This is a genomic window from Pseudomonas fluorescens group sp. PF-1, from assembly GCF_054481335.1.
Genome location: NZ_JBTMNG010000002.1, coordinates 424587 through 436351 on the forward strand (window position 1 = coordinate 424587; position 11765 = coordinate 436351).

12 protein-coding genes and 1 pseudogene are annotated in these 11765 nt (G+C 60.1%); 10 read left to right on the forward strand and 3 right to left on the reverse strand.

Translation table 11 applies throughout. The features are described from left to right. The first annotated feature begins 59 nt into the window (after positions 1–59). The 5 genes and pseudogenes from ACX3YD_RS16635 to ACX3YD_RS16655 form a co-directional block, all read left to right on the forward strand. Entirely contained in the window at positions 60–980 is a 921-nt protein-coding gene (locus ACX3YD_RS16635; RefSeq protein ID WP_047536000.1) for a LysR family transcriptional regulator, read from the forward strand. A gap of 125 nt (positions 981–1105) precedes the next feature. After that, positions 1106–2641, forward strand: a complete 1536-nt coding sequence (locus ACX3YD_RS16640) for an MFS transporter (protein ID WP_458960530.1) — start codon at positions 1106–1108, stop codon at positions 2639–2641. Positions 2642–2667: 26 nt separating this feature from the next. Further along, positions 2668–3732, forward strand: coding sequence for an HlyD family secretion protein (locus ACX3YD_RS16645; protein ID WP_458960531.1), 1065 nt, complete (start codon positions 2668–2670; stop codon positions 3730–3732). Between the two features lie 107 nt (positions 3733–3839). Further along, positions 3840–5291, forward strand: a complete 1452-nt coding sequence (locus tag ACX3YD_RS16650) for an efflux transporter outer membrane subunit (RefSeq protein WP_458960532.1) — start codon at positions 3840–3842, stop codon at positions 5289–5291. Between the two features lie 140 nt (positions 5292–5431). Beyond that, a pseudogene (locus ACX3YD_RS16655) lies at positions 5432–5830 on the forward strand (ABC transporter permease); the annotation flags it as partial. Positions 5831–5854: 24 nt separating this feature from the next. Here ACX3YD_RS16655 and ACX3YD_RS16660 read toward each other — a convergent pair. Further along, a complete protein-coding gene (locus ACX3YD_RS16660) occupies positions 5855–6853 on the reverse strand; it encodes an RHS repeat-associated core domain-containing protein (RefSeq protein WP_458960533.1) in 999 nt (332 codons plus the stop codon). 297 nt (positions 6854–7150) lie between these two features. Between ACX3YD_RS16660 and ACX3YD_RS16665 the strand changes: the two genes are divergently transcribed. Further along, on the forward strand, positions 7151–8728 hold the full coding sequence (locus ACX3YD_RS16665) for a glycosyltransferase family 39 protein (protein WP_458962054.1): 1578 nt from the start codon (positions 7151–7153) through the stop codon (positions 8726–8728). Between the two features lie 6 nt (positions 8729–8734). Here ACX3YD_RS16665 and ACX3YD_RS16670 read toward each other — a convergent pair whose 3' ends face one another. Both ACX3YD_RS16670 and ACX3YD_RS16675 read right to left on the reverse strand, forming a co-directional pair. Further along, positions 8735–9493 carry a slipin family protein gene (locus ACX3YD_RS16670; protein WP_047536013.1) on the reverse strand — a complete coding sequence of 253 codons (759 nt, stop codon included), beginning with the start codon at positions 9491–9493 and terminating at the stop codon, positions 8735–8737. Positions 9494–9495: 2 nt separating this feature from the next. Next, the gene (locus ACX3YD_RS16675) at positions 9496–10029 is read right to left on the reverse strand and encodes an NfeD family protein (protein WP_178083167.1); all 534 of its coding nucleotides are present in this window, start codon (positions 10027–10029) and stop codon (positions 9496–9498) included. 196 nt (positions 10030–10225) lie between these two features. Between ACX3YD_RS16675 and ACX3YD_RS16680 the strand changes: the two genes are divergently transcribed. The 4 genes from ACX3YD_RS16680 to ACX3YD_RS16695 all read left to right on the forward strand — a co-directional run bounded on the left by ACX3YD_RS16680 (position 10226) and on the right by ACX3YD_RS16695 (position 11653). After that, entirely contained in the window at positions 10226–10687 is a 462-nt protein-coding gene (locus tag ACX3YD_RS16680) for an aminoacyl-tRNA deacylase (RefSeq protein WP_103406570.1), read from the forward strand. Between the two features lie 121 nt (positions 10688–10808). Beyond that, positions 10809–11054 carry a DUF2789 domain-containing protein gene (locus ACX3YD_RS16685; RefSeq protein WP_047536022.1) on the forward strand — a complete coding sequence of 82 codons (246 nt, stop codon included), beginning with the start codon at positions 10809–10811 and terminating at the stop codon, positions 11052–11054. Between the two features lie 82 nt (positions 11055–11136). Further along, entirely contained in the window at positions 11137–11382 is a 246-nt protein-coding gene (locus ACX3YD_RS16690) for a type II toxin-antitoxin system Phd/YefM family antitoxin (protein WP_103406573.1), read from the forward strand. Further along, entirely contained in the window at positions 11372–11653 is a 282-nt protein-coding gene (locus ACX3YD_RS16695) for a type II toxin-antitoxin system RelE family toxin (RefSeq protein ID WP_103406569.1), read from the forward strand. The genes ACX3YD_RS16690 and ACX3YD_RS16695 overlap by 11 nt, the downstream gene beginning before the upstream one ends. Positions 11654–11765: the final 112 nt, after the last annotated feature.

The window sequence follows — 11765 nt, forward strand, 5'->3', positions numbered from 1 at the left end:
TGGTAGAGAACTGCTAGCATTGTGTTTGAGTCAGTTCTGACCAGACATGAGTGCTTGCCATGCAACTACCCGACATGAACCTGCTGGTCGCCCTTGACGCCCTGCTCGACGAGGGCAGTGTGGTCGGCGCGGCGCGGCGGATGAACCTCAGTCCCGCGGCCATGAGCCGTACATTGACCCGCGTGCGTGAAGCCATGGGCGACCCGATCCTGGTGCGCGCCGGTCGTGGTCTGGTGCCGACACCCAAGGCGCTGGAATTGCGCGGGCAGGTGCGTGACGTGGTGGACCAGGCGGCGTTGCTGTTTCGCTCGGCCGATGGGGTGGAACTGGGCTCTTTGCGGCGGCGTTTCAACATTCGCGCCAACGACTTCTTCGTGGGCGTTTACGGTGGCCGGTTATTCGACACGCTGGATCGTCAGGCGCCCCACTGCGAATTGCGTTTCGTCCCCGAGGGCGATGGCGACGATGAAGCGCTGCGTGAAGGACGCATCGATCTGAACGTCAGCAATACCCGGCCGCTGACCCCGGAAGTGAAGGTGCAGAACCTGTTCTCCACTCATTTTGTCGGGTTGGTGCGTGAGGATCATCCGTTGTTCGACGCGGAAATCACCCCCGAGCGGTACGCCGGGTTCTCTCACATCAGCATGTCCCGTCGGGGGATCGCCCGCGGGCCTATCGACGCGGCGCTCAATGCCCTGGGGCTGGAACGACGGGTGGCCGTGATTGCGCCGAGTTTTCATGCGGCGATGTTTGCGCTGCCGGACTCGGATCTCATTTTGCCCGTGCCCAAGGAAGCCTTGTTAAGCGTGCAGCGCCTGGGCTTGAAGCTGCGCTCGTTCACCTTGCCGATCCCGCTACCGACCTTGATGCTGACCCAGGCCTGGCATCCGCGATTCGACAAGGACCCGGCTCACCGCTGGCTGCGTGAAACCCTGAAAACCTGTTGCGAAGAAACGTGGCAGGCCGCAAACCAGGCCTGAGACGAGCCCGCTCCGCCCAGACGCATTGCTGCATAAAACGCATTTATAAGCTGCCAATAAGTCAATTTTCGTCAGGTCATGCGCTTCATAGAATGCTCTGCAGGTTTATTCCGGAGCTCGCAGTAATGACATCCCTCACGGCCACGGCACCTCTCGCTGCGACCCAACCCGCAATTGCCACGCCGCCAGTTTTCGGCCTGCGAATCATCATCGGCCTGGTGGGCGTGTTGCTGGCGGTGCTGGTGTCGGGCCTGAACGAGATGGTGACCAAGGTGGCCCTGGCGGATATTCGCGGTGCCTTGGCCATAGGCTACGACGAGGGCACCTGGCTGGTCGCCAGTTATGCCGCGACCTCGGTGGCCGCGGCGGCCTTCGCGCCGTGGTGCGCGGTCACGTACTCGCTGCGCCGCTTCACCCTCTGCGCCATTGGCGCGTTTACTCTGCTGGGCGTGCTCTGCCCACTGGCGCCGAACTACGAAAGCCTGATGATCCTGCGCACCTTGCAAGGCCTGGCCGGTGGTGCATTGCCGCCGATGTTGATGACCGTCGCGCTGCGATTTTTGCCTCCCAACGTCAAGCTGTATGGCCTGGCCGGTTATGCACTGACGGCGACCTTCGGCCCGGGACTGGGCACACCACTGGCCGGGCTCTGGACCGAGTATGTCGGCTGGCAATGGACCTTCTGGCAGGTCGTCGTGCCCTGCCTGATTGCCATGGCCGCCGTGGCCTATGGCATTCCCCAGGACCCGCTGCGGCTGGAGCGTTTCAAACAGTTCAACTGGCGTGGTTTGCTGCTGGGGTTTCCGGCGATCTGCATGCTGGTGGTCGGTATCCTGCAGGGCAATCGCCTGGACTGGTTCGAGTCGAACCTGATCAGCGGACTGCTCATGGGTGGGGTGCTGCTGTTGGTGGCGTTTCTGATCAACGAATGGTCGCAGCCGATTCCGTTTTTCAAGATGCAGATGCTCGGCATCCGCAACCTCTCATTCGCCCTGATGACCCTGGCCGGGGTGCTGGTCGTGCTGCTGGCGGTGATCATTATTCCTTCCAGCTACCTGGCTCAAGTCCAGGGTTATCGCCCGGTGCAGACGGCGCCGGTCACCTTGGTTGCGGCACTGCCGCAGTTGATCGCGCTGCCGTTGGTGGCGGCACTGTGCAACCTGCGCTGGGTCGATTGTCGCTGGGTGTTGGGGATCGGCCTGAGCATGCTGATGCTGTCCTGCCTCGGGGGCTCACAGCTGACGTCGGCGTGGATTCGCGACGATTTCTATGCGCTGCAATGGTTGCAAATCTTCGGTCAGCCGATGGCGGTGCTGCCGCTGCTGATGCTGGCGACCGGCAGTATCAATCCGATGGACGGACCGTTCGCGTCGTCCTGGTTCAACACCGTGAAAGGGCTGTCGGCGGTGATCGCCACCGGCGTGTTGGAAACCCTGACCACCACGCGTCTGCACTTTCACTCGACGATGCTGGTGGATCGCCTGGGCAATTCACCCCTGGTCGACGCTGACAGCGCAGGCCTTGCGCACCGGTTGCACGAGCAGGCCGTGGTGTTGACCGCCGCGGATCTGTACCTGTGCATGGCCGGTATCGCCGTGGCGCTGATCCTGCTGATTTTCTGGTTACCGACTCGGGTCTTTCCGCCGCGGGCGGCGACTTGAACGCCTCACTGAAACAGAAGGTTTTTATGACGACTCAATCAAAGCAAAAAGTGGCCATGGGCGTTGCCGTTGTGATCGCGGTGGGCGTGCTGGTGTATCTGCTGGCGCCGGGGGCATTCGGCCAGCGCACACAACAAAGCACCAATGATGCGTTTGTCTCGGCGGACTACACCCTGGTGGTGCCGCGGGTGGCCGGGTTCATCAAGGAGGTGCTGGTCGAAGACAACCAGCAAGTCAAGGCCGGCCAGTTGCTGGCGCTGATCGATGACCGCGATCTGCGGGCCGCCGCCGAAGCGGCGTCCGCCGAAACCCTCGTGGCCCAGGCGCAATTGCAGAATGCCCGGGCGACCCTTGAACGCCAGGCTTCGATGATTGCTCAGGCACAAGCGACAGTCGTGTCGGCCAAGGCGGAAATGGCTTTCGCCGAACATGAACTGAACCGCTACGACCACCTCGCCGGCGTCGGCGCCGGCACGGTGCAGAACGCTCAACAAGCGCGCACCCGCATCGATCAGGCCAGTGCACGCTTGGCCAACGTCACGGCAGTGCTGGCGGCGGAACGCAAGCAAGTGGACATCCTCACGGCGCAGCGCGACGCCGCCGAGGGTGGCCTGAAACGGGCGCAGGCGAAGCTGGAAATCGCCAGTTATGAGCTGTCCTACACACGCATCGTCGCGCCGCAGGACGGCATGGTCGGTGAGCGTGCGGTGCGGGTCGGTGCCTATGTCACGCCAGGCAGCAAACTGCTCGCGGTGGTGCCGCTGGCGCAGGCCTACGTGATGGCGAACTTTCAGGAAACCCAATTGACCCATGTGCACCCGGGGCAGGACGTGCAGGTACGTGTCGATACCTTCGACGGTGCGACGCTGAACGGGCGTGTCGAGAGCATCGCACCGGCCACCGGCGTGACCTTTGCCTCGGTGAAACCGGATAACGCGACCGGCAATTTCACCAAGGTCGTGCAGCGGATTCCGGTGAAAATCATGCTGGAACCGGGTCAGCCACTGGCCGAACGATTGCGTGTGGGGATGTCGGTGGAAGCGAGGATCGATACGGCTGGCGTCGGTGACCACGGGGTTGCGCAACGATGAACGTCAGCAACTATTCATCCTTGTGGCGGGGGCGCGTGCTCCCGCAGGGCCGCGAAGCGTCCCCAGAATCGGCGGGTGTACGCAAGCGACCTCGCCACAGGTTTTGCATGCAGTCGCTGGCCATTGGGTTAAGTCTTGCTTCGTTGAGTGCCTGCACCGTCGGCCCGGACTTCCAAAGGCCCCAGGCCCCGCCCATCACCGAATGGTCAAAACCATCGAAGGCCGCCCCCAGCCAAGCCATTACCGAAACCCTGGGCGAGCGCTGGTGGGAAGTCTTCAACGATCCGCAGCTTTCGGCCCTGACCCAGCGTGCCCTGACCGACAACCTCGATCTGAAACTCGCCAGCAGCCGCTTGCAGCAAAGTCGTGCCGTGCGTCAGGTGATCACCGCCGACCGCTATCCCACCACCGCCGCCACGGCCAGCTATTCCCGTGAGCGCAACAGTGGCAATGGCCTGAGCGATCCGTCGGGGCACAACGGCCATTCGGCGTTCAACCTGTGGAATGCGGGTTTTTCCGCTGCTTGGGAGTTGGACTTGTGGGGGCGAGTGCGCCGCGAAACCGAAGCCGCCGACGCGACCCTGGAAGTCGCCGAAAACGACCGTCGCGCGGTGTTGTTGTCGGTACTCGCTGAAACCGCCCAGGACTACATTCAGCTGCGTGGCGTGCAAAACACCCGCGCAGTCACCGAGCAGAACCTTGAAGTCGCACGCAACAGTCTGAAACTGTCGCAGCTACGGCTGGCCGACGGTGTCGCGACGGACCTGGATGTTGCCGAAGCCGCCGCCCAAGTCGCGGCCATCGAATCGCGCCTGCCCGCCCTGGCGCAACGTCAGACGCAACTGATCAACGCGCTGAGCCTGTTGATGGGCGAGCCGCCGCAGGCACTCACCGCCGAGTTATCCACCGATGCGCCGGTGCCGCAGACCCCACCCCAGATCGCCATCGGCCTGCCGTCGCAACTGGCCGAACGGCGTCCGGACATTCGCCAGGCCGAGGCGCGTTTGCATGCCGCGACCGCGAGCATTGGGGTGGCCAAGGGCGATTTTTATCCGCGCATAACCCTGTCGGGCAACGTCGGCTCGCAAGCCCTGCAGTTGAGCGATTTCGGTTCATGGGGCTCGCGCGCGTTCGGCATCGGCCCGCAATTGAGCCTGCCGCTGTTCGACGGTGGACGCTTGCGCGGGGTGCTGGATCTGCGCGAAGCCCAGCAACAGGAGGCCGCCATCGCCTATCAGCAAACGGTATTGCGCGCCTGGCATGAAATCGACGATCAATTGAGCGCCTATAACGCCAGTCAACTGCGCCGCGACAGCCTGGCCGAAGCCGTGCGTCAGAACCGGATCGCCCTGCGCACGGCACAACAGCAGTACGTGCAAGGGGTCGTGGACTTCGTCAACGTGCTCACTGTACAAAGCGCCTTGCTGGCCACTCAGGAGCAATGGGTGGAAAGTTCGACCGGTGTGTCGCTGGCAATGGTCGGGTTGTACAAAGCGCTGGGCGGGGGGTGGGAGTCGGTGTATCCGCTGGCCGTGGCGGCTGACATTAGCCTAAAGTGAGGGGAACGTTTCGGCAGCGCATGGCTTTGGCACGCTGGTCAATGGTGATGCGCCAAGGATCGACCTCGACCACCTCAGTCAATTGCCCAGGGGAACCGGTCGTGTATGGTTGATCAGCACGGCGGATCAACCCGACGAATTTGGTGCATTCGGTGCTCTGTGCTCTGGCGCTGAACACCTACGCCGGGTTTCTCGGTGTGTCGGAAACCCTGCGCATGGCCGGGCGCAACTATGGCCTCAAGGGCATACGCTTCGTGTTGTTCATCCTGATTCCGGCCGCACTGCCGTCGATCCTCGCCAGGCTGAAAATCAGCTGGGCGTTTGCCTGGCGCACGCTGATCGCCGCTGAACCGGTGTTTGGTGCCACCAGCGGCAAGGGCGGGTTGGACTGGTACATCTTTCAGAATCGCAATGAGCTGTACACCGACATGGTGTTTGCCGGCTTGGCGGTGGTGATTCTGATTGGACTGCTGATGGAGAACCTGGTGTTTGATTCGCTGGAGCAGGTGACGATGAAGCGGTGGGGGATGCAGCGGTAAGTGTATTAGCCACTATTTTGGTCTTCATCTCCTTTGTCGTATTGCCTGCGCATGAGGGAGCCCATCCATCCGATTCAAGGCTTCTCTGCGTAGTTGAACCTGACGCCTGGGTGGTGGCGCCCCATTAACTCCTATCGATTGGGGAAACGATGAAAGCATCCTGTGATTGTCAGCTTCAGGCGACGGCCTTTTGAACAAATTCGGATCTTGCCTTGAATAAACTGGCGGCATTTCCCCTGCTGGCACATCAAGTAGAGTTGAACGATTTAGGGGATAGACTGGGGGCGTTGGCGGCTTAACACTTGGAGCACCAGGCAGCGGGTAAAGATCGAAGTAAGCAGGAGGGCTGCCTGGCGGTCTGCTGAATGGAGCTTCGTACCACCCGAGGTGCCTGAAGTTAGCGCGCATGGACCGATAGCCAAGATAAGTCGAGGCCGCACCCGAGACCAAACTTGTAGTGGCAAGCAGTTGAGATGCCTGAGGAGCAATGTCATACATGCTTGAAAGTCCTGCTGCAATACCCGTTACACCGGATAGCGTGCCTAAACCATTTGCGAGGGTAGCTCGTCCGCGATTTATCACTAAAGAACCAATATTCAATCCCGATCCTAATGAAGAAGTCAGGTAACCGATTATCCCAAGCTCTCTAGTGGCGGAAATTAAAGAAATTACTCCCCAATGCCCCGTCGGATCCACCCGATTCACCGGATCCCCCACGCAATACATATACGCATTCAACCCACCCCCACCAAACGGACTCCAGCTGTCCGGGCTATGAAAGCGCATCAATCGCGTGTTGTAGGCGCGGTAGCCGTTGCCCAGCAAATACCAGCCGAGTCTGGCTTCGCGCAATTGGCCATTGAAACCCAGCGCCGATGCGACTTCCTGCTGCGCTGACTGCTCGCCATAGGCGGAGTAACCGATGGTGTTGACCTTGCCCTCGACGCTTTCGCCAATGATCGATTGGCTGCTGTTGGTCGCTAGCAGTATCACGCGTTGTTTCACAGCGTTGGCTCTGGTCATCCAGCGAACTCCGCGGGGCCGAAGAGAATGCAGGCCATCAGTTCTACTCGCCCGGCTCACAATTGAGAACTATCAGAACTGTTAGGTCTTTGCGGCTGACTCCCTGCTTGGCTGGAGCAAACCCGGTATCGACAGCCTGATCGAAGCCGTTCGTCAGAATCAGATCGCCCTGCGGACAGCGCAACAGCGGTACGTGGAAGGGAGGGGAGGTGGCGCCGGTGTATCCGCTGGCCGTGGCGGCTGACATTAGCCTAAAGTGAGCGGAACGATTAGGCAGTGCAGGTGAACAGAGTGGTAGTGGAGGCGCAGAGAAAAGAGCGGTTGGCCAAACCCCGGCCATCGACCGCGAACTTGGCAGTGCTCGACTCAAGGCAGCGACTGCTGTGGTGGGGTGGCGGGTTGCTGGTCCTGGTGCTGGCCGTCCTGACTCGTTTATACGGCCTGACCGATGCCGCGATTTGGGGCGATGAAGGTTCCAGCCTGTTGATGAGTCGGTACACCCTGGATGGTATCTGGGCTCATGCCGCCCGTGACGTCCATCCACCGATGTATTTCATGATGCTGCATGGCTGGATCGGGCTGTTTGGCGATGGCCTTTTTTCGATACGCAGTATGAGTGCGCTGCCGGGTGTCGCGTCGGTCATGTTGGGGATGTGGCTGGTCCGGCTGATCGCCAATCCGCGGGCGGCATTACTGGCCGGGTTGATGCTGGCGCTGTTGCCTACGGCGGTGCGCTACAGCCAGGAAGTGCGGATGTATTCGTGGCTGGGGTTGTGGTTGCTCGGCGCTACCATCGCACTGGTGTATTGGGTCAAGCAGCCTCGCAATACGCATGCGCTGGTGATCTACGCGCTACTGATGGCCACCGCGTTCTACACCCACTATTTCACTGCGCTCTGTGTGCTTGTCCATTGGGCGTACCTGCTGGTGTTGCGTCTGCAGCCGGAGCAACCCTTGAAGCACATCACTCGCCCGGCCTGGTGGCTGAGCAACGTGGCCATTGTGGTGCTGTTTGCTCCCTGGATCCCTGGCCTGGTCGATCTGACCCGGCACATGGGTGAGCTCAAGGCCAATGGCGATGTGGGTTGGGAATTGCCGGTCACCCTCAGTTCCCTGCCGTCGATGGTGTGGGACTTTCTGATCCAGGACGATGGGGATAAGTTGCCCCGGTTCTTGTTCGTTGCGCTGCCCATCCTATTGCTAGCCGTGATCGTGCTGACGGTGCTGCGTGATCGCAGCCCCTTTCGCTGGAGTGCATTGCTGGCACTCTACACCCTGCTACCGTTGTTGCTGGTTTACGGGGTTTCGTTTATTTCACCCGTGTTTATCGAGCGCTATCTGAATGCCTATGCGATGGGCCTGCCGCTGATCATGGCACTGGCCATCGACCGCTTGCTGAGCGGCTTTCGGGTATTGGCGCTGGGGTTGTTGGTGCTGTTTGTCGGCACCGAGCTGGTCGGGCTGAAAAACAATGCCACCGTGGATGTGAATGACCAGATCAATGTGATGGTCGATTTCGTCAATCAGCACTACGTGGCGGGCGACCGAATCGTCATCAGTGACATGCTCTGGTACATGAGTTACGTCTATTACAACCGCACCGGCACGGATCCGCTGCTGTACACCCCGCCCTTGGTCAACGGCACATCCAGCCGCCCGAATGATTATGGCTTCGGCACACTGGTCAATGGTGATGCGCCAAGGATCTATCTCGACCATCTCAGTCAATTGCCCAGGGCAACGGGGCGCGTGTGGTTGATCAGCACGGCGGATCAACCCGACGAATTCGCCCCGCTGCCCGGCGGTTGGCAGAAAGTCGCCGAAACCGCTGCGGGTAACACTCGGGCACGCTTGTTCGTCATGGGGGCTGAGTGACGGCGCTCAAGGTTTCGACGACAAGTCCGCCATGCCCTTGAGCAGCTCGATCGGCAGTGGGAAGACGATGGTCGAACTCTTGTCGCCGGCGATCGAGCTGAGCGTCTGCATGTAACGCAACTGCATGGCCCCGGGCTGGCGGCCCAGCATCTCGGCGGCCTGCATGAGTTTTTCCGAGGCCTGCAATTCGCCTTCGGCGTGGATCACCTTGGCCCGGCGCTCGCGCTCCGCTTCGGCCTGTTTGGCGATGGCGCGAATCATCGATTCGTTGAGGTCCACGTGCTTGATCTCGACATTGGCCACCTTGATGCCCCACGCATCGGTCTGGGCGTCGAGCACTTGCTGGATATCGATGTTCAGCCGTTCGCGCTCAGCCAGCAGCTCATCAAGTTCGTGCTTGCCCAGCACCGCGCGTAAGGTGGTTTGCGCCAGCTGACTGGTGGCCATCAGGAAGTCCTCGACCTGGATAATCGCCTTCTGTGGATCGAGTACGCGGAAGTACAGCACGGCGTTGACCTTGACCGAGACGTTATCGCGGGTAATCACGTCTTGCGCCGGGACGTCGAGCACCACGGTGCGCAAGTCGACGCGAACCATTTGCTGAACCACCGGAATCAACAGAATCAGGCCCGGGCCCTTGACCTGCCAAAAGCGTCCGAGCTGGAACACCACCCCGCGTTCGTATTCACGCAGGATGCGGAAGGTCGAACCGGCCAGCGCGATCAGCAGTAACAGCAGCGCGACAAAACCCACTTGCAGGCCCATGACTATTCTCCCGCTGGCACCGCGTCAGTCGCGGCCACTTTCAGCATTAATCCCTTGCGCGACACCACGCGAACTTTCTGCCCGATCTGCAGGGGTTTGGCGCTCGACACTTGCCAGTATTCGCCCTGCAAATGCACCCAGCCGTGGCAGGCATCGTCGGCCAGCAATGACGTGACGGGGGTGATGCTGCCGACCAGCACGGCATCGCCGCTGATGGTATGGCGCGGGCGGGTCTTGAGGGCGCGGATCAGCAGAAACACCAGCAGCAACGCACTGATCAGGCCCAAGACGATCATCAACGGAGCGGGGAGTTCGGCATTGGTCAGGATCAGCGCGCCGATCACGAACATCACGATTCCGCCCAGGCCAATCACGCCGTAATTGGGCAGGGCCGCCTCGGCGATCAGGAACGCGAGGCCGAAGGTGATCAACCAGATTCCGGCGGGATTGGTCGCCGGTAGCCCGACAGTGTCTGCAGCGAAGGCTGATGCGCTCAACGCCATTAGCAGTGCAGCGGTACAACAGCGCGTATTCACGTCACCCTCCGGGAGCGTCGTGGACGGTTCTGTATACAGTTTAGTTGACCGTTTGGTTGTATGAATTTTGTTCAGGTGTCGACGTGTCCAATGGGCGGATTTCCCACCGGTTTGGCCCGGCGGGCCTAGACTTTCACTACGTGGAACAGCGTCAACCATCGTCCGTCAGACGTTGTTGCGGACACCGAGGTGCATCATGCGTATGGCAAGAACCGTGCAGCGAAGCCTGGAAAAGGCTCAATGCGAATATGACATCGTCACCCACCCTCACTCGGCCAGTAGCCTGGAAACGGCGCGAGTCGCGGGCATTCCAGCCGAGCGGGTGGCCAAGTCGGTCATCCTCGACGACCACCACGGCCATTACCTGATGGCCGTGTTGCCCGCCAGTCGCCACCTGGACCTGAGCAAAGTGCGCAGCAGCGGTGAATGGCAAGTCTCGCGCGAAAGCACTCTGCCGCACCTGTTCGATGACTGCGAGCGCGGCGCCGTACCCGCCCTGGGCGAGGCCTATGGGCTGGACGTGGTCATCGACCCGCTGCTGACCCGGCAAAAGGACATTTATCTGGAAGCCGGCAACCACATCAACCTGCTGCACATGGACATGCCACAGTTCCTGAAAATGGTGCCGCATGCCGAGGTGCGGGAGTTGAGTCATTAGATGTGCGGCGTCTTCGCGAGCAAGCTCGCTCCCACAAGGTCATGCGCTCACCCTGTGGGAGCGGGCTTGCCCGCGATTGACCGCGCAGCGGTCCCTTCATTGATTCACAGGAGCTCCAGACATGGAAAACCCGACCCACAGCCTCCCATCGCTGTTCAAACAACTCGGTCTGCCCGACGACGCCGAAAGCATCGATAAATTCATTTCCACCCATTCACCGCTCAAACCGGAGCTGCACCTGGCGGATGCGTTCTTCTGGACCCAGAGCCAGGCGGATTTTCTGCGCGACGATATTCTGGAGGATGCCGATTGGGCGGAGGTGGTTGATCAGCTGGATGTGATGTTGAGGAAGGGGCGGGGGGTATAAGAAATCTGATGGGAGGTTGCTTGCAACATTGCTCGCTTGGGAAAAACAGACCAGAATTACGACCTTATTTGAGGTCTTAATTATGCAAAGTGTTCTGGCCGACATGGCTGTCAGTGTGTCTGAGTTAAAGAAAAACCCGACTGCCGTTTTAAACGGTGCTCATGGCGGGCCCGTTGCGGTGCTCAATCACAATCGAGTCATGGGCTACATGGTCCCTGCCGATGTTTTCGAGGCCATGATGGAGCGCCTTGATGACCTTTCGCTGGCGGAAATCATTCGTTCTCGTCGTCATGAAACACCGATCCCGGTAAGCCTGGATGACCTATAAGCTCGAATTCCTGCCGTCTGCGCGTAAGGAATGGGACAAGCTTGGACATACGTTGCGCGAGCAATTCAAAAAGAAGCTGGCAGAACGACTCGAGTTGCCTCGAATCCCATCCGACGCACTTCATGGCATGCCTGATTGCTACAAAATCAAGCTTAAGTCCTCAGGATACCGGTTGGTATATGAGGTTATCGATGAGCGCGTAGTCGTTTCTGTCGTCGCGGTCGGGAAACGGGAACGTAGTGAAATCTATGAGCGGGCCAAAAAGCGCTGACAGTTGGCGAATTTGTTTCAAAACTTGACGGAAAAACCTCTCCAATGCCATATTGATAGTTAGCAAACTAACAGTGTGTTTTCTCCCGTGCCGAATAATCTCGACGTTCTGC